The organism is Rhodoferax sp. LS1R11 (assembly GCF_056521395.1).
Window position 1 is genome coordinate 214000 of the sequence record NZ_JBWMAW010000005.1, and the last position, 17419, is coordinate 231418.

Genomic DNA, 17419 nt, shown 5'->3' on the forward strand with positions numbered 1-17419 from the left:
AAGTGCGGAAACTACCTATAAATATCGCTCCTGAGCGGCCGTTAAAGCCGCTTATTTGTAGCTTCGCGCGTCTTCGATCACCTTGCCATCGTTGGGCAGGCTGCCGGGGAGCACCAGTTCGACATGGCCGCGCAGTTTAGTGACATCCCGAATGGCCTCGCCCAGCCGGGTGGCCAGGGCGTCCGGGCCACTGCAGGCGGTCTCGACCTTGAGCGTCATGGTGTCATTGGCCATTTCGCCGGTGACCACCAGGCGCGCCCGAGCGACCTCGGGAAAGCGCTTGACGATGTCAGCCACCTGGCCCGGGTGCACAAACATGCCCCGGATCTTGGTCGTTTGATCCGCCCGCCCCATCCAGCCCTTGATGCGGGTGTTGGTGCGCCCTGTCGGGCAAGGCCCGGCCAGCACGGCCGAGAGGTCTCCGGTGCCAAATCGAATCAACGGGTAGTCCGGGTTGAGCGTGGTCACCACCACTTCACCAACCTCGCCCGGTGCCACGGGGTCACCGGTGCCTGGCCGCACGATTTCAACAATGACGCCTTCGTCCAGCACCAGGCCTTCACGGGCCGCGGTCTCGTAGGCGATAGAACCCAGGTCTGCGGTGGCATAGCACTGGTAGCCGGCGATGCCGTGCCCGGTAAACCAGTCACGCAAAGAGGGGGGGAACGCTTCGCCGCCAAACATGGCTTTGGTCACGCTGGGCAATGCCACGCCCATCTCAATGGACTTTTCGACAATGATTTTCAGAAAACTTGGGGTGCCAATGTACCCGGCCGGCTGAAGTTGCGCCATGGCCTGCACTTGTTGCTCGGTCTGGCCGGTTCCGCCGGGGAACACCGTGCACCCCAGGGCGTGAGCGCCGGACTCCATCATCGAACCCGCGGGCACAAAGTGATAACTGAACGAGTTGTGAATCAACTCACCCGGCCGAAAGCCCGCTGCAAACATGGCACGTGCCATGCGCCAGTAGTCAGGTGCGACCCCTTCGGGCTCATAAATGGGTCCGGGGCTGGCAAAAACACGGGGCATACGCCGACCGAACCCCACCGCACTAAAGCCACCAAAAACATCGCCACCCGTGGCGCGGGTTGCCTGCTGCAACTCCAGCAATTCATGCTTGCGGGTCACCGGGAGGCTGGCCAGTGCTTCGCGCGTGGTGATCGTGGCCGGGTTGACGCCGTTCAATAGGCCAGCAAAGGCCGACGATGATTGCTGGGCATGGGCCACCTGGCCTGGCAAAGCGGCCAGCAGCGCGACCTCTCGGGCCTGGCTGTCGCGCGTTTCCAGCCCATCGTAATGTTCATTCATGTTTGTTTTCCTGTGAGGCCCTGAGGCCAGGCGTCGGCGAAAAGTGTTGCTTGTGTTTCAGGCCAGCCAGCGCTTGCGGCGCTTGTAGCTCTTCACGTCCTTGAAGCTCTTGCGTTCACCGCCACCCATGCCCAGGTAAAACTCCTTGACGTCTTCGTTGTTGGCGAGGTCATTGGCAGCGCCGTCCATCACCACCCGGCCTGACTCCATGATGTAGCCATAGTCGGCGTACTTCAGGGCCATGTTGGTGTTCTGTTCGGCCAGCAGGAAAGTGACTTTTTCCTTTTGATTCAGGTCTTTCACAATCTCGAACACCTCTTCGACGATCTGCGGAGCAAGGCCCATGGAGGGCTCGTCGAGCAACACCATGCTGGGGTTGGCCATCAGGGCGCGGCCAATGGCGCACATCTGCTGCTCACCGCCCGAGGTATAGGCCGCCTGGCTGGTGCGCCGGGTTTTCAGACGCGGAAAGTAGTTGTAGACCTTCTCCAGATTGCGGGCGATTTCACCCTTGTCTTTGCGGGTGTAGCCCCCGGTCATCAGGTTTTCTTCAATGGTCAGATGGGCAAAGCAATGCCGCCCCTCCATCACCTGCACAACGCCGCGTTGCACCAGGTCGGCAGGCGAGAGGTTCTCGATACGCTCGCCACGCAGTTCGATCGACCCTTTGGTGACCTCTCCGCGCTCGCCCTTGAGCAGGTTGGAAATGGCGCGCAAGGTGGTGGTTTTGCCCGCCCCATTGCCGCCGAGAATGGCCACGATCTTGCCCTCGGGCACATTCAGGGAAACCCCCTTCAGCACCAGGATGACGTGGTTGTAAATGACTTCGATGCCATTGACGTTAAGAACGATATTTGGAGTGCTCATGATGAATGTGTGGTTGCCAGCCGGTAGCGCAGCCACGCTGCACTTTCGGCTGGAGGCTCGCAAAAACCTCCACCGTCCCCGGACTCACGCCCGGGAACAGCTTGTGTGAGATCAGGACTGGCAGTCTGCCGAGGTACGGGGCGTGAGCTTCTTCTCTGCCGCGTACTTGGCTGCTGTCGTCTTCACCAAAGGCTTGATGATTTGCTCATCGGCCTGCAACCAGTCAGAGGTGAATTTCCAGGCTTTGCCGTCCCAGGTGTGGATGCGGGCCCAGGAGGCGCCCATGTGGTCCACACAGGAGGTGCTGATCGGACGCATCACGCCGGCAAAACCCAGACCGTCGAGCTTGGCTTGCGTCAGGTTCAGGTTCTCCAGGCCCCAGCGCACTTGCTCGCCGGTCATGACCTTGCCTTTGCCAAAGCGCTCTTGGGCAGCGCGAACGCCTTCCAGTCCCAGCATCGCGCTCATGGCACCCCGCATGTACAACACTTGGCCAACTTCGTCCTTCGGCCCGGTTCCCTGGCCCTTGTCATGCACCATGGCCATCACGTCTTTCACCAGCCGGGACTGGGGCTCCGCACCGTGCTGCATGGTCACCGCGTTGTAGCCCTTGGCGCCATCCGCCACGTCCTTGACGTCAGGCTCGGCACCCGCCCACCACACGCCGTACATCTTTTCACGAGCGTAACCTGTGGCCTGTGCCTCTTTGATGGCGGTGGAGTTCATCACACCCCAACCCCACAGCACCACGTAGTCCGGCTTGCTCTGGCGTACTTGCAACCAGGTCGCTTTTTGCTCCACACCGGGCGCCGTGACAGGCAACATTTGCAAGGCAAAGCCATGCATGGCAGCGCGCTCCTGCATCAGGGGAATCGGCTCTTTTCCAAACGGGCTGTCGTGGTAGACCAGCGCGATCTTCTTGCCCTTGAGCTTGTCAAAGCCGCCTTCTTTTTTGGCAATGGCCTGCAGGATGGCGTCAGCCGCCACCCAATAGGTGCCGGCGATGGGGAAGTTCCACTTGAACACCGAGCCGTCCGCGCTTTCGCTGCGGCCATAACCCACGGTCACCACGGGGATCTTGTCCAGGGGTGCTTTCTCGGTGATGGCGAACGTGGCGCCGGTCGACAAAGGCTGCACAAACGAGGCGCCTTTGCTTTTGAGACGCTCATAACACTCCACGCTGCGGGCGGTGTCGTAGCCGGTTTCGCACTCTTCAAATGAGAGTTTCACGCCGTTGATGCCGCCGCGGGCGTTGGTCAGCTTGATGTAGTCCACATAGCCATTGGCCCACGGCACACCGTTGGGCGCGTAGGGTCCAGTGCGGTAGGACAGCACGGGAATGAATTGTTCCTTGGCCTGGGCGAAGGCGCTGCCCGCCACCAGGACGGAAGCACCAACCGCCACAAGGGCACTGGTGAGTACGATTTTGCGAAGCTTCATTTGTCTCTCCTAAAAATTAATATCGAAGCACAGGGGAAATCAGTGAGGGAAGGGCCACAGGCGCAGCTTTTGCTTGGCAATGGACCACAGCTTGGCCAGACCATGGGGCTCCACGATCAGGAACCAGACAATCAGTCCGCCAAACACCATGAGTTCAGCGTGCGCCACGCCGGCAGTCGAAATATCGACACCCACCACGCTGGCCAGCGCAGGCAGAAACTGACTCAGAAAAATGGGCAGCAGCACAATAAAGGCGGCGCCAAAAAAGCTGCCCATGATGGAGCCCATGCCACCGATGATGACCATGAACAGCAGCTTGAAGGACTGGTCTACAGAGAACGCCGCAGGCTCCCAGGCGCCCAGATAAATGAAGCCCCACAACGCCCCCGCCACGCCCACAATAAAGGAGCTGACGGCAAAAGCCGTGAGCTTGGCGTACATCGGCCGGATGCCAATCACCGCCGCCGCCACGTCCATGTCACGAATGGCCATCCACTCCCGGCCCACGGCACCACGCACCAGATTTTTGGCGAGCAAGGCAATGATGGCAAGCAACGTCAGGCAAAAGAGGTATTTCGACAAGGGGCTTTCAAGCGACAGGCCGAACACTTGCAGGTTGGACACCGAAACCGAACCCGAAGGCGAGTTGTTGGTGAACCACTGAATACGCAGGAACATCCAGTCCGCAAAAAATTGGGCCGCCAGGGTGGCCACCGCCAGGTAAAGCCCTTTGACCCGCAAGCTGGGCAAGCCGAACAGAATGCCAAAGAACATGGCACACACACCGCCCAAAATCAAGGCAACGATCAGGGGCATGCCTTCAATACGGACAAAGAAGTTGTACGCGGCATAGGCGCCGACCGCCATGAACGCACCCGACCCCAGTGAAATCTGGCCGCAGTAGCCCACCAGAATATTCACCCCGATGGCGGCCAGTGAAAAGATCAGGAACGGAATCAGAATGGCACGAAAGGTGTAGTCGCTGGCCAGAAAGGGCACGGCGCAAAAAGCGAAGGCCAGCAGCAGGTACAGGGCGACCCGGTCCTGCGCAATGGGCAGGATCTGCTGGTCAGCGCGGTAGCTGGTTTTAAATTGACCGTTTTCTCTGTAAAACATGGATATCTTTCAAACGCGATCAATGATCTTTTCGCCAAACAAACCCTGAGGACGAATCAGCAGGAAGCCCAGTGCCAGCACGTAGGCAAACCAGATCTCGATACCGCCCCCCACATACGGGCCCAGAAAGACCTCGGACAGCTTCTCGCCCACGCCAATAATCAGGCCGCCCACAATCGCTCCCGGCACCGAGGTCAAGCCGCCCAAAATCACCACCGGCAAGGCCCGCAGGGCTACTGTGGTCAGCGAGAACTGCACCCCCAGCTTGCTGCCCCAGATCATGCCGGCCACCAGGGCCACCACACCGGCCACGCACCACACAATGACCCAAATGCGGTTGAGCGGAATACCAATGCTCTGTGCGGCCTGGTGATCGTCGGCCACCGCCCGCAGCGCTCGACCGGTCGCCGTTTTCTGGAAGAAGACGCTGAGCAAGGCCACCAGGGCGGCGGCAATGATTGCGGCGTACAAATCTTCCTTGTTGATCAGGATGCCGCCTTCAAACATGCTCTCCAGAATCATCACCGGATCTTTGGGCATGCCGATGTCAATCTTGTAAATGCTGCTGCCGAAAATGCTCTGGCCCAGCCCTTCCATGAAGTACGCAATGCCCAGCGTTGCCATCAGCAAGGTGGTGCCTTCCTGGTTGACCAGGTGACGCAGCACCAGGCGTTCGATGACCCAGGCCACGACGAACATCACCACCCCGGCGGCCACAAAGGCCAGCAGGTTGGCCGCCACGGGATTCGTGATGCCGGTATACAAGGGAATCCACTCGGAAAAGCGGGCCATCGAGAGGGCCGCAAACAGCACCATCGCGCCCTGCGCAAAATTGAACACGCCGGAGGCCTTGTAGATCAGGACAAAGCCCAGCGCCACCAGCGAATACAGCATGCCGGCCATCAGGCCGCCGAATAAGGTTTCAAGAAAAAATGCCATTGCGTTCCCCTTAGTGGCTGGTGCCCAGATAGGCACTGATCACTTCTTCGTTGTTGCGTACTTCGTCGGGCGTGCCGTCGCCAATCTTCTTGCCGTAGTCCAGCACCACGACCCGGTCCGAGATGTCCATCACCACGCCCATGTCGTGCTCGATCAGGACCACCGTGGTGCCAAACTCTTCATTCACATCGAGCACAAAGCGGCACATGTCCTGCTTCTCTTCGACGTTCATGCCGGCCATGGGCTCATCGAGCAACAAGACTTGTGGCTCCATCGCCAGAGCGCGGCCCAGGTCAACCCGCTTTTGCAGGCCATAGGGCAACTGCCCCACGGGCGTTTTGCGGTAGGCCTGAATTTCCAGAAAATCGATGATGTGCTCGACCGCTTCGCGGTGCATCTCTTCTTCACGCTGCGCCGGCCCGATGCGCAGGGCTTGCCACAGCAGATTGCTTTTGATCTTCAGGTTGCGCCCGGTCATGATGTTGTCGATCACGCTCATGCCCTTGAACAGCGCCAAGTTCTGGAACGTGCGGCCAATGCCCATGGTGGCCACCTGGTGGCTGTCCATGTGGCTGAAGGTCTGGCCGCGAAAGGTAATGGAACCTTGCTGGGGCGTGTACACCCCGTTGATGCAGTTGAGCATGGAACTCTTGCCCGCACCGTTGGGACCGATGATGGCGCGCACTTCATGCTCGCGCACGTTGAATGAAATGTCGGTCAGCGCCTTGACGCCGCCGAAATTCAGGGAGATGTTTTTGACGTCAAGAATGACGTCGCCAATTTTTTTAGTCGCCATGGTGGTTCAGTGTGGGTTCAGGCTGCAGCCTTGACAGGTGCAAATGTTTTGGCGTCGTCGATTCGGAGCGTGGCGCTGACGCTGCCGGTGCGGCCGTCTTCAAACTTGACCACGGTCTCGATGAACTGGGAGGTGCGCCCTTCGTAGAGGGCATCCACCAGCGGCAGGTACTTTTCAGCGATGAAGCCACGGCGGACCTTGTTGGTGCGGGTCAACTCGCCATCATCCGCGTCCAACTCCTTGTGCAACACCAGGAAGCGGCTCACCTGGGAGCCGGCCAGCAGGGTGTCCACACTCAGGTCGGCGTTCACCTTCTCGACGCATTCCTTGATGAGCTGGTACACCTCAGGCTTCTGGGCCAAGTCGGTGTAACCCGCATACGGCAGGTTGCGGCGTTCGGCCCAGTTGCCGACGGCATCAAAGTCAATGTTGATCATGACGCACACCTTTTCGCGGCCATCACCGTAGGCCACCACCTCTTTGATGTGCGGGAAGAACTTGAGTTTGTTCTCGACGTACTTGGGGGCAAACATGGCGCCGTCATTGACACCGCCCTTGATGCGGCCCACGTCTTTCACGCGGTCGATGATCTTCAGGTGACCATGCGCATCCAGGAAGCCCGCGTCACTGGTGTGGTACCAGCCGTCGGCCGTCAACACCTCGGCGGTAGCGGCAGGGTTTTTGAAATACTCCTTGAGCAGGCCGGGCGACTTGACCAGAATCTCGCCGTTGTCGGCCACTTTGATCTCCACACCGGCACAGGGCACGCCCACCGTGTCGGCACGCGCTTCGTGGTCGGGCTGCAGGCAGACAAACACAGCGGTCTCGGTGGAGCCATACAACTGCTTGAGGTTGATGCCAATCGACCGGTAAAACGTGAACAGGTCGGGACCAATCGCCTCGCCTGCGGTGTAGGCCACCCGCACCCGGCTCATGCCGAGGTTGTTGCGCAGCGGGCCATACACCATCACATTGCCCAGGGCGTACAGCAGGCCATCGACCAACGAGACCGACTGCCCGCCCATCTTCGCGGGGCCGACACGCTGTGCCACGCTCATGAAATAGCGGAACATGCGGCGCTTGAGGGCACCGGCATCTTCCATGCGGATCATCACGCTGGTGAGCAGGCCCTCAAACACGCGGGGCGGCGCAAAGTAATAGGTGGGGCCGACTTCCTTCAGGTCGATGGTGACGGTGGCGGCCGACTCGGGGCAGTTCACCACATAGCCACAGGCCAGCCACTGCGCGTAACTGAAGATGTTTTGCCCGATCCAGGCCGGTGGCAAATAGGCCAGCACCTCTTCGGCATCGGTCAGCTTGTCAAAATCGGCACCGGCCTTGGCGCGGTTGAGCAGCGAGTTGTGGGTATGCACCACGCCCTTGGGGTTGCCCGTGGTGCCGGAGGTAAAAAACATGGCGCCGACGTCATCGGGCTTGACCTTGTCGACCTCGGCCTTGAAAAAGTCCGGATGCAAGCCCGCAAACACCTTGCCGGCCGCGGCCAGTTCGTCGAGCGAGGCCAGGCCCGTCTCGTCATAACTGCGCAGGCCACGCGGGTCATCAAAGTAGATGTTCGTGAGCTGGGGGCACTGCCCGCGAATCTCCAGCAACTTGTCAACCTGCTCCTGGTCTTCGGCAAAGGCAAAACGAACATCGGCGTTGTTGATGGGAAACACGCACTCCAGGGCGGCCGCATCCTGGTACAGGGGAATCGGGACAGCCCCCAATGACTGCGCCGCCAGCATGGTGGCGTACAGGCGCGGCCGGTTGGCCCCGACCACCACCATGTGCTCGCCACGGCGTAATCCGGCCTGATGCAGGCCGCAGGCCAGGTGGGTCACCATCGTCGCGAGATCAGCCCACGACAGGGCTTGCCAGATGCCGTACTCTTTCTCGCGCATGGCCGGTGCGGCCGGGCGCTGGGCGGCGTGGTTTAAAAGAAGTCGAGGAAAAGTGGTCTGCATCCCGGTACCTTGTCTTCAAACGAATGAACTTGCGGGACAAGACTTGCGCCCCGTCCTCATCTGACTATGAACAACCTGGGCATGTGCCCGGGGTTGCTGGAATGGACTGAATAATAGTCACTCATTTGACGTCAGGTTGTCGTTTCGACGACAATTCAGAGGTTTCAAAGTAGGTGTTTTCCCTTCACTTATTGTGAGCTTACAGAGCAACTCACCCACCGCCATGATCGCCGACACATCGCCTTTCCATCGCCGCCGCCCCCTGACCGAGGCGGAACTCGACGCCATCCCGTGGATGCATCTGCTGTTACCGGTTGAGCGTGAGCGCGCGGTTGAGGACCTGAAAGTCACCGACGCCAGCCCCGGCGAATACCTGTGTCGCACCGGCCGACCGGTGACCTACTGGTTTGGGGTGATCGACGGCCTGCTCAAGATGAGCAGCGACAACGCCGAAGGACAGACCATGACCTTCACCGGCGTGCCTCCCGGGGGCTGGTTTGGCGAGGGCACCGCCCTGAAGCGCGAAATCTACCGCTACAACATCCAGGCGTTGCGAAAAAGCATGGTGGCCGGGCTGCATGTGGACACCTTTCACTGGCTGCTGGACCACTCCATTGGCTTCAACCGCTTTGTCATGAACCAGCTCAACGAGCGTTTGGGACAGTTCATCGCGGCGCGCGAAATCGACCGCATGACCAACCCCGACATCCGCGTGGCCCGCAGCCTGGCCGCGTTGTTCAACCCGGTGCTGTACCCCGGCCTGGGTGAGGTGCTACGCATCACCCAGCAGGAGCTGGCCTACCTGGTGGGACTGTCCCGACAGCGCGTGAACGAGGCCTTGACGGCGCTGGCCGAGCAAGGCTCCATTCGTGTTGAATACGGCGGCCTACGGGTGCTGGACCTGCAGGCCCTGCGCTCCCGTGTATTTTTATAAAAAATAGGCCTCTAGCCCCCGTAAAATGTGCGCAAGCAGCTACAAAAGATATAGCAAATGACCGACTCCAAAACTCCCCCCACTTTCCGCCGTGCGGCACCACCGCCAAGCCGCGCCGCCCTGCCCGCCGGGCAATCCAACACAGCGGCCACAGGCCCCAATGGCACCCTGCGCCTGAACAAGCGCATGGCCGAACTCGGGCTGGCGTCCCGGCGCGAGGCCGACGAGTGGATTGGCAAAGGCTGGGTCAAGGTCAACGGTGAAGTGGCGACCATGGGCATGCAGGTGCTACCCAATGTGCGCATCGAAATCACCAAAGCGGCGCAAGGCCAGCAGGCCAACCAGGTCACGGTGCTGATCAACAAACCCATTGGTCTGGTCAGTGGCCAGGCCGAAGACGGCCATGAGCCCGCCATCGCCCTGGTGCAGCCGCAAAACCGCTGGGTGGAGGACAACGCGCGCTTCTTCTTTCACCCCAGCCAGCTCAAGAGCCTGGTGCCCGCCGGTCGGCTGGACATTGACTCCACCGGCCTGCTGGTGCTTACGCAGGACGGGCGCGTGGCACGCCAGCTGATTGGCGAAGACGCGGTGATGGAGAAGGAATACCTGGTGCGTGTGGTCTACACCGGCGTGGCCAACAGCGCCGCCGCCACCTCGGCCGCGGCCACCTATGGCGCACGCCCGGTGCCAACGCAACTCAGCCGCATCGACGATGACGACCCGGTCAGCACCGATGTGCAGTCGGTCTTTCCTGCCGACAAACTCAAACTCCTGCGCCACGGCCTGAGCCTGGACAACCAGCCGCTCAAACCCGCCAAGGTGGAGTGGCAAAACCCCGAGCAGCTGCGTTTTGTCTTGACCGAAGGCAAGAAACGCCAGATCCGCCGCATGTGCGAGCTGGTCGGTCTGAAGGTGGTGGGCCTCAAGCGCGTACGCATTGGCCACGTGATGCTTGGCAATTTGCCCGTAGGCCAATGGCGCTACCTGGCACCGCATGAGCGGTTCTGACACTTGATTCAGCGTGGTGCGCCTCACCTGCCACTAGGCACCCGCCTCTAACGCAACGCGGGTGGGCGCCCCCACAATGCACGGCAGGCTGCGATCTTTTATCCAGCCAGCCCACCGCATGGCCAAACCGCCCCCTTCTCATCCTCTCAAACACCTGCGGGTCTCGGACCTTCGCGGCATCGCCCAGCTGGCCACGCAGGCCACCGCCGGGGTGACCCGCATCGTCGAAGGGGTGAACCAATCCGTGTGGAGCACACTCGGGGTGCCAGGCGGCCAGGCTCCCGGCAAAACCCGCGGCCTCACCGGCCTGGTTTTCAAAGGCGTACACGGCGCGACCCAACTGCTGGGCCAAGGCGTGGACTCCCTGCTGGCCAAATTGCAGCCTGCGCTGGAGTCCCTCGAAGGCTCACCCGCCGAGACGCCCGAACGTCAGGCCGTGCTGGCCGCACTCAATGGCGTCATGGGCGATCGCCTCGCTGCCAGTGGCAGCCCGTTCGCCACCCCCATGACCCTGCGTTATCAGGGCGAGGCGCTTGACTGGACGCACCTGCCCGCCATGCCCGCCGCAACGGAGAAGGTTCTGGTGCTCATTCATGGCCTGTGCATGAACGATTTGCAGTGGCAAACCCGGCACCACGGCGAGGTGCACGACCACGGTGCGGCGCTGGCCCACGCCCTGGGCTACACACCGGTTTACGTGCGCTACAACTCGGGCTTGCACACCTCCGAAAATGGGCACGAACTCTCCCGGCAACTGGAGCAGTTGGTCGCGCACTGGCCCGTTGCCATCAAGGAAATCACCGTGCTTGCCCACAGCATGGGCGGCTTGTTGACGCGCAGCGCCTGCCACGAGGCGACGCAGGCAGGCCTGCGTTGGCCCACACTGCTCAAGAACATCGTGTTTCTAGGCACGCCGCACCATGGCGCTCCGCTGGAGCGGGCCGGCAACTGGGTGGATGTGATGCTGGGCAGCACCCCCTTCTCGGCCCCCTTTGCCAAGCTGGGCCAGCTGCGCAGCGCGGGGATCACCGACCTGCGCTACGGCCACGTGCTCGACGTGGACTGGCAGGGCCATGACCGTTTTCACCGCCAACCCGACAACCGCCAGCGCGTACCGTTGCCTGGGGGCGTGGCCTGCTACACCGTGGCCGCCGCCACGGCCGCCAAACGCAGCGCGCTGGCCGACCGCCTGGTGGGCGACGGTCTGGTCCCGCTGCACAGCGCCCTGGGGGAACACGACGACCCGACCCGCACGCTGCGGTTCGACAAGTCACACCAAATGCTGGCCTACCGCACCGGCCACCTGGCACTGCTGAGCAGCCCGGCCGTGACGCAGCAGATGGTGGCGTGGCTGACCCCGGGGCAGCGCCCGGCACGCGACGCCTGGCACCCCACTTGAAAGCAGGGTACATCGCCCATAATTGAGGATTTGCAGCGCCGGATTCGGGGCGCCCATTTCTCATTTCCTTTGTCAGCCCTTCAACACCAAAATGACCAAACAAACCCTTTCCTTCCAGGCCGAAGTAGCACAACTACTGCACCTCGTCACCCACTCGCTGTACTCCAACAAAGAAATTTTTCTGCGCGAGTTGATCTCCAATGCCTCCGACGCCTGCGACAAGCTGCGTTTTGAGGCCATCAACGACGGTGGCCTGTACGAGTCCGACGCCGAACTGAAGGTCAAGGTCACGTTCGACAAGGACGCCAAAACACTCACCATCACCGACAACGGTATCGGCATGACGGCGCAGGAAGCCATTGACCACCTGGGCACGATTGCCAAGAGCGGCACCAAGGACTTTGTCTCCAAGCTCAGCGGCGACCAGAAGGCCGACTCACAACTCATTGGCCAGTTTGGCGTGGGCTTTTACTCCGGCTTTATCGTGGCCCACAAGATCACGGTCGAGTCCCGCCGCGCGGGCATGAAGACGTCTGAAGGCGTGCGCTGGGTCAGCGGCGGTGCGGGCGATTTTGAAGTCGAAACCATTGACCGCGCCGAGCGGGGCACCAGCGTCATCCTGCACCTGAATGACGACGCCCTGGACTACGCCACGGCCTGGAAGCTCAAAGGCATCATCGCCAAGTATTCCGACCACATCAGCCTGCCGATCCTGATGGAAAAGGAAGAATGGAAAGACGGCGAACTCATCAACCCCAGTGACGAAAACGGCGGCCGCCAGCCCGGTGCCATGGTCAAGACCGGCGAATGGGAAGCCGTCAACAAGGGCAATGCCATCTGGGCGCGCGCCAAGAAGGACATCACGCCCGAGGACTACAACGAGTTCTACAAGCAGATCAGCCACGACTTCGAAGCCCCGCTGGCCCACACGCACAACCGCGTGGAAGGCAGCACCGAGTACACGCAACTGCTTTACATCCCCGGCAAGGCGCCGATGGACCTGTTCAACCGCGAGAAGTCGGCCGGCGTCAAGCTCTACGTCAAGCGCGTTTTCATCATGGACGACGCCGAGGCGCTGTTGCCCACCTACCTGCGCTTTGTCAAAGGCGTGGTCGATTCGGCCGACCTGCCGCTCAACGTGAGCCGTGAGTTGCTGCAGGAAAGCCGTGACGTGAAAGCCATCCGCGAAGGCTGCACCAAGCGCGTGCTGGGCATGCTGGAAGACCTGGCCAAGAACGACAAACTACCCGCCCCGTCAGCCGATGGCGTGACCGATGTGGTGTCTGAAGAAAACAAGGCCCAGGAAGGCAAGTACACCAAGTTCTACAGCGAATTTGGCGCCGTGCTCAAGGAAGGCCTGGGTGAAGACTTTGGCAACAAGGAGCGCCTGGCCAAACTGCTGCGTTTTGCCTCCAGCACCACCGACAGCGTGAGTGTGAGCTTTGCCGACTACAAAGCCCGCATGAAAGAAGGCCAGGAGGCCATCTACTACATCACCGCCGACAACGCTGCAGCGGCCAAGAACAGCCCGCAGCTCGAAGTCTTCAAGAAAAAAGGCATCGAAGTGCTCTTGATGACCGACCGCGTGGACGAGTGGGCCCTGAACTACCTGCATGACTTTGACGGTACGCCTTTGCAATCCGTTGCCAAGGGCGCGGTGGATCTGGGGTCGCTGCAAGACGAGGCTGAAAAGAAAGCCGCCGAGGAAGCCGCCGAGACCTTCAAGCCCCTGCTGACCAAGCTCAAGGAAGCCCTCAAGGACAAGGCCGAAGACGTGCGCGTCACCACCCGTCTGGTCGACAGCCCCGCCTGCCTGGTGGTGCAGGACCACGGCATGAGCACCCAGCTGGCCCGCATGCTCAAGCAGGCAGGCCAAGACGCCCCTGACGTCAAGCCGGTGCTGGAAGTGAACGCCGAGCATGCCCTGGTGAAAAAACTCGACGGTTCGGTGCACTTCAACGACCTGGCGCACATCCTGTTTGACCAGGCCCTGCTGGCCGAAGGCGGCCTGCCCGCAGACCCCGCGGCGTATGTGAAACGGGTGAATGCGCTGCTGGTTTGAAATATTGATGAAATAAGCCTCTAGCGCATACAGGACGCGCACTTGTAGCTATTAAAAATATAGCAATAAAATGAAAAAGCCCCGCAGTCGTTCTGACTGGCGGGGCTTTTTCACATCCGTGACCGTGGGCTGGCGGCGTGCGTTTCTGGCGTAGCCGCGTCTGTAGCAAGGGCCAGCGTCCGCCAGACGAAGGCATCGGGCTTCAAATGCTGCCGGTAGTACGCCTGATTGCTGCTCATCAGCCGCCCTCTCAGCGCCGAATCGGACATCAGGATCCCTGTCGCATGGACGCACTCTTCGGGCGTTGAAAATTCCAGGTAATGCTGCCCCTGCGCAAACCCTTCGGGGGGCACAAATTGCAGCTTCTCCGAAACTATGGCCCTCGAAAAGGCCACGTATTCGCCAAACTTCCAGCCCACCGAGCCGTGCAATCCCGTGGTGGCAATGCAGACGGGATGCGTCTTGAGGAGTTGCAGGTACCGATCTTGCCGGGCCAACGCCGGGTGTTCCAGCAGCACATCCGGGTAATGCCGGATGGCGTAGGGGGTGTGTGCAAACCCGCCCGTGAATCGCCCACCATAGGCTTTCCGGAGTGCCCGAACGCAGGTGGCACGCATCTCATTGACCGAGCGGCGGTCCTCCTTGACGGCCGCCGACAGGTCTTTTTCTTGCGCCGGGTCCCAGGCCCGCACCATGAACAGCGCGCGGGGCTCCAAGCCAGGCGCAGGGTCGGCGCACATGCGGGTGACCTCGGGAACAGACAAGAACGGACAGCCCGTGATTTGGCTTGCCAGCTGCACGGCAGAGCGAAAAAATGACCTGGAAAATGCCCGGTGGGCGATGAGCCGCTGGAGGTCATGCACACCGGGCGCATCCGGATAGACCTCGTAATTCAACCCCAGGGGCATCACCTTGTGCCGATGGAGGGCAGGCGTTGCTTCCAACGAATAGCTTCTTTTGAAATACACGCCAGCCACCTCCAGCGCCTGTGCATCCAGGTCTGAACCGTCGCGCAAATCGTAATAGGCCAGTACCCGGTCTTCAATCACCACGTACAGGCCACACACCGGCGGCTCCTTGCGGCGAATCAGACGGCCGTCCCACCGAAAGTCGCCATACTCGTACGTCAGCCGAACCTTGCCGGACTGCGCCAGCATGGCAAAGCCGGTGTGAAGCTGCGCAAGGTGGGGGGCGTTGCCATGCGCAATCACCCGACATGACAGGGCTTGGCCTGGAGCGCCAGAAATCAAATCCATCACGTTTTAAGATAAGCCATGTTGCCAACGCACTTCTGATCTTTTTTTGCACACACAGAGGATGCTAAGGCATCTTTACAGAAAGACATGGATGCCTGTTCTCTACGCCATCATCACCCTGCTCGTTGTTTTGGTCCTGTTTGACCGGCTGACCCCAGGCTCCGCCACACGACTTGCCTTGAACCTGGAGCGTTGGCGTTCGGGCCTGCAGGTCCGCATGAGCCAGGTGAGCGGGTTTGCCATGCCCTATCTGGAAGGCGGCACCGGTGAGCCATTGGTATTGATCCATGGATTCGCGGGCGACAAAGACAACTTCACGCGCGTTGCGCGGTTTCTCACCCCCCACTACCACGTCATCTGTCCCGACTTGCCCGGGTTTGGCGATGCGGGCCGAGACCTGCAAGCCAACTACACCATGACCGATCAGGTGGAGCGCCTTCGTGTGTTCCTGGATCAACGCCAACTCACCCGCGTGCATCTGGGGGGCAACTCCATGGGGGGATTTATCGCCGCGCAGTTTGCGGCCAGCTACCCGGACCGGGTCGCCACCCTGTGGCTGCTGGATGCCGCCGGTACGCAGGCCGCGCACGATTCTGACTTGATGAAGCACGCCGGGGCAACCGGAGAAACGCCTTTGCTGCTGCACACTGAAGCCGACTTCACGGCACTCCTGCGTGCCAGCACCCACCGCCCCCCTTTTTTGCCGTATTCGGTTCGCACCACATTGGGCCGCCGGGGTGTAGCCGACCGTGAGCTGCACACCAAAATTCTGGCCCAACTCGCCAAGTCACCCCTGCTGGAGACGCGTTACCAGGCACTGACAACGCCAACCCTGATCGTATGGGGAGCCCAAGACCGTATTCTTGACCCCGCCGGGGCCGATGCCCTGCATGCCCTGTTCACAGACAGTCAGGTTCACCTGCTGCCGGGTCTTGGACATTTGCCCATGGTGGAGGCCCCCCAGCGGACGGCCATGGATTACCTTGCCTACCGGCAGACACTTATTTGCCAGGCCCACCCAGAGATTGCGCCAAGCAGTCACAATGCGACGTCACCTTAACGCAACCCTACCCATACCCATGAAAAAAGCTTTACGAGTCGCAGCCCTTCTCACGGCCACTTTGTCCATCCTGCCCGCCGCGTGGGCTCAAAACGCAGTCACAGCAGCCGCAGCCAAGGAAGACGGCGCGGTGGTGACCGCCAGCGGCCTGGTGTACCGATCGTTGAAGGACGGCAATGGCGCGAGTCCTTCCGCCAGTGACAAAGTCAAGGTTCACTACCGCGGCACGTTCCCAGATGGCAAGGAATTCGACAGCTCCTACAAACGTGGCGAGCCTATCGAGTTTCCCTTGAACGGCGTCATCAAATGCTGGACCGAAGGCGTGCAGCGCATGAAGGTCGGAGGCAAAGCCAAGCTGACCTGCCCTGCTGCCATTGCCTATGGCGAACGCGGTGCGGGCGGCGTGATTCCGCCCAATGCAACCCTGTTGTTCGAGGTCGAGTTGCTGGCGATCAACGGCAAATAAATCCGCCAGGCTGGCAGCAAAAAAGAAGGCCCCAATCAAGGGGCCTTCTTTTTTATCTGAATAGACGTTATTTCCCGGCTGCTTCACTGCCTGGAACAACCGGTCGCTTGTGAGTGAACTTGAGCGCCGCCTCTGCCAATTTGCGCTTGCGCTCCAGGTTGAGCCTTTCGAGCTCCGCCTGGTTGCTTTTCTTCATGTTGGGATCTTTACCGAATACGCCTGCCATAGTGATGACTCCTTTGGTTCAGTCTAACTGAGAATGCGCAACGCAAGCCACCATGAACGACCAAATTCGTGATGCGAACGGGCGTTGCTTCATCCATCAACACATGGGAACGATCCATTATTTTTTATTTCACGATCAGACCAAAGGAACGGTTAGCTTCTCTATGACTTTGTCAGTGGGCGGACGCTTCCCTCGCCACCAAGCGAAGGCTTCAGCAGCCTGCTCGGCCAACATGCCAACACCATCTGCCAACCTCTTGGCACCGGCGTTCTGTGCCAAGCGCAGAAAAGGAGTTAGACCCTTTCCATAGGCCAGTTCGTATGCCAGACAGTCACTACCAAAAACATTGGCAGGTACTGGAGGCAGCTCAGCACGCAGGCTTGCTGAGGTGGCGTTGAAAACCACATCAAAGCTTTCGGTTCTTAGGTCGGAATAATCACAACCGCGGATCAAGCCGTGCTTTAGGGCTACGCTGAACAAGTGCCGTCAAAACGCCAGCCGAGGCTGATGACAGTGCGATTTCTTGAAAACGAAGCGTCAATCGCCCTATTTTGTGGCCCCTGGGGCCTGTTGTCAGG

General features: G+C 60.5%; 15 protein-coding genes and 1 pseudogene. 6 read left to right on the top strand and 10 right to left on the bottom strand.

All coding sequences use genetic code 11. The annotated features are described in order from the left end of the window. Positions 1-51 precede the first annotated feature (51 nt). From AC097N_RS09055 to AC097N_RS09085, 7 genes are all read right to left on the bottom strand, one after another. Positions 52-1308 carry a phenylacetate--CoA ligase family protein gene (locus tag AC097N_RS09055; protein WP_479580617.1) on the bottom strand — a complete coding sequence of 419 codons (1257 nt, stop codon included), beginning with the start codon at positions 1306-1308 and terminating at the stop codon, positions 52-54. Between the two features lie 57 nt (positions 1309-1365). Beyond that, positions 1366-2175, bottom strand: a complete 810-nt coding sequence (locus tag AC097N_RS09060; protein WP_479580618.1) for an ABC transporter ATP-binding protein — start codon at positions 2173-2175, stop codon at positions 1366-1368. Positions 2176-2286: 111 nt separating this feature from the next. Next, positions 2287-3615, bottom strand: a complete 1329-nt coding sequence (locus AC097N_RS09065; protein ID WP_479580619.1) for an ABC transporter substrate-binding protein — start codon at positions 3613-3615, stop codon at positions 2287-2289. Between the two features lie 39 nt (positions 3616-3654). Further along, positions 3655-4731, bottom strand: coding sequence for a branched-chain amino acid ABC transporter permease (locus tag AC097N_RS09070; protein ID WP_479580620.1), 1077 nt, complete (start codon positions 4729-4731; stop codon positions 3655-3657). A gap of 9 nt (positions 4732-4740) precedes the next feature. Further along, positions 4741-5670, bottom strand: a complete 930-nt coding sequence (locus AC097N_RS09075) for a branched-chain amino acid ABC transporter permease (RefSeq protein ID WP_479580621.1) — start codon at positions 5668-5670, stop codon at positions 4741-4743. Positions 5671-5680: 10 nt separating this feature from the next. Then, positions 5681-6466 (bottom strand): ABC transporter ATP-binding protein, encoded by a 786-nt coding sequence (locus AC097N_RS09080; RefSeq protein WP_479580622.1) that lies wholly within the window; start codon positions 6464-6466, stop codon positions 5681-5683. Positions 6467-6483: 17 nt separating this feature from the next. Continuing rightward, positions 6484-8430 carry an AMP-dependent synthetase/ligase gene (locus AC097N_RS09085; protein WP_479580623.1) on the bottom strand — a complete coding sequence of 649 codons (1947 nt, stop codon included), beginning with the start codon at positions 8428-8430 and terminating at the stop codon, positions 6484-6486. A 223-nt stretch (positions 8431-8653) separates the two neighbouring features. On the opposite strand from AC097N_RS09085, the gene AC097N_RS09090 reads away from it, so the two are divergent. From AC097N_RS09090 to htpG, 4 genes are all read left to right on the top strand, one after another. Beyond that, a complete protein-coding gene (locus AC097N_RS09090) occupies positions 8654-9364 on the top strand; it encodes a Crp/Fnr family transcriptional regulator (RefSeq protein ID WP_479580624.1) in 711 nt (236 codons plus the stop codon). A gap of 57 nt (positions 9365-9421) precedes the next feature. Beyond that, positions 9422-10372, top strand: a complete 951-nt coding sequence (locus tag AC097N_RS09095; RefSeq protein WP_479580625.1) for a pseudouridine synthase — start codon at positions 9422-9424, stop codon at positions 10370-10372. A 118-nt stretch (positions 10373-10490) separates the two neighbouring features. Next, positions 10491-11771, top strand: a complete 1281-nt coding sequence (locus tag AC097N_RS09100; RefSeq protein WP_479580626.1) for an esterase/lipase family protein — start codon at positions 10491-10493, stop codon at positions 11769-11771. A gap of 91 nt (positions 11772-11862) precedes the next feature. Further along, positions 11863-13833, top strand: coding sequence for a molecular chaperone HtpG (htpG, locus tag AC097N_RS09105; protein ID WP_479580627.1), 1971 nt, complete (start codon positions 11863-11865; stop codon positions 13831-13833). Between the two features lie 110 nt (positions 13834-13943). Here htpG and AC097N_RS09110 read toward each other — a convergent pair whose 3' ends face one another. After that, complete coding sequence (locus tag AC097N_RS09110) at positions 13944-15089, bottom strand: hypothetical protein (RefSeq protein ID WP_479580628.1); 1146 nt, start codon at positions 15087-15089, stop codon at positions 13944-13946. A 91-nt stretch (positions 15090-15180) separates the two neighbouring features. On the opposite strand from AC097N_RS09110, the gene AC097N_RS09115 reads away from it, so the two are divergent. Together AC097N_RS09115 and AC097N_RS09120 are read left to right on the top strand one after the other, a co-directional pair. Further along, positions 15181-16149: an alpha/beta fold hydrolase gene (locus tag AC097N_RS09115; protein ID WP_479580629.1), complete on the top strand. Its 969-nt coding sequence runs from the start codon at positions 15181-15183 to the stop codon at positions 16147-16149. Between the two features lie 19 nt (positions 16150-16168). Next, positions 16169-16615 (top strand): FKBP-type peptidyl-prolyl cis-trans isomerase, encoded by a 447-nt coding sequence (locus tag AC097N_RS09120; protein WP_479580630.1) that lies wholly within the window; start codon positions 16169-16171, stop codon positions 16613-16615. A gap of 67 nt (positions 16616-16682) precedes the next feature. Here AC097N_RS09120 and AC097N_RS09125 read toward each other — a convergent pair whose 3' ends face one another. Continuing rightward, a complete protein-coding gene (locus tag AC097N_RS09125; protein ID WP_479580631.1) occupies positions 16683-16841 on the bottom strand; it encodes a hypothetical protein in 159 nt (52 codons plus the stop codon). 135 nt (positions 16842-16976) lie between these two features. Next, positions 16977-17297, bottom strand: a pseudogene (aroE, locus tag AC097N_RS09130) (shikimate dehydrogenase); the annotation flags it as partial. Between the last annotated feature and the right edge of the window lie 122 nt (positions 17298-17419).

What these genes read in the sequence shown, in the direction of transcription:
- AC097N_RS09110 (WP_479580628.1), bottom strand. Translation starts at nt 15,089, where the DNA reads ATGGATTTGATTTCTGGCGCTCCAGGCCAAGCCCTGTCATGTCGGGTG.
- AC097N_RS09125 (WP_479580631.1), bottom strand. Translation starts at nt 16,841, where the DNA reads ATGGCAGGCGTATTCGGTAAAGATCCCAACATGAAGAAAAGCAACCAG.
- AC097N_RS09065 (WP_479580619.1), bottom strand. Translation starts at nt 3,615, where the DNA reads ATGAAGCTTCGCAAAATCGTACTCACCAGTGCCCTTGTGGCGGTTGGT.
- AC097N_RS09095 (WP_479580625.1), top strand. Translation starts at nt 9,422, where the DNA reads ATGACCGACTCCAAAACTCCCCCCACTTTCCGCCGTGCGGCACCACCG.
- AC097N_RS09120 (WP_479580630.1), top strand. Translation starts at nt 16,169, where the DNA reads ATGAAAAAAGCTTTACGAGTCGCAGCCCTTCTCACGGCCACTTTGTCC.
- AC097N_RS09055 (WP_479580617.1), bottom strand. Translation starts at nt 1,308, where the DNA reads ATGAATGAACATTACGATGGGCTGGAAACGCGCGACAGCCAGGCCCGA.
- AC097N_RS09075 (WP_479580621.1), bottom strand. Translation starts at nt 5,670, where the DNA reads ATGGCATTTTTTCTTGAAACCTTATTCGGCGGCCTGATGGCCGGCATG.
- AC097N_RS09100 (WP_479580626.1), top strand. Translation starts at nt 10,491, where the DNA reads ATGGCCAAACCGCCCCCTTCTCATCCTCTCAAACACCTGCGGGTCTCG.
- AC097N_RS09090 (WP_479580624.1), top strand. Translation starts at nt 8,654, where the DNA reads ATGATCGCCGACACATCGCCTTTCCATCGCCGCCGCCCCCTGACCGAG.
- AC097N_RS09070 (WP_479580620.1), bottom strand. Translation starts at nt 4,731, where the DNA reads ATGTTTTACAGAGAAAACGGTCAATTTAAAACCAGCTACCGCGCTGAC.
- AC097N_RS09085 (WP_479580623.1), bottom strand. Translation starts at nt 8,430, where the DNA reads ATGCAGACCACTTTTCCTCGACTTCTTTTAAACCACGCCGCCCAGCGC.
- AC097N_RS09080 (WP_479580622.1), bottom strand. Translation starts at nt 6,466, where the DNA reads ATGGCGACTAAAAAAATTGGCGACGTCATTCTTGACGTCAAAAACATC.
- AC097N_RS09060 (WP_479580618.1), bottom strand. Translation starts at nt 2,175, where the DNA reads ATGAGCACTCCAAATATCGTTCTTAACGTCAATGGCATCGAAGTCATT.
- htpG (WP_479580627.1), top strand. Translation starts at nt 11,863, where the DNA reads ATGACCAAACAAACCCTTTCCTTCCAGGCCGAAGTAGCACAACTACTG.
- AC097N_RS09115 (WP_479580629.1), top strand. Translation starts at nt 15,181, where the DNA reads ATGCCTGTTCTCTACGCCATCATCACCCTGCTCGTTGTTTTGGTCCTG.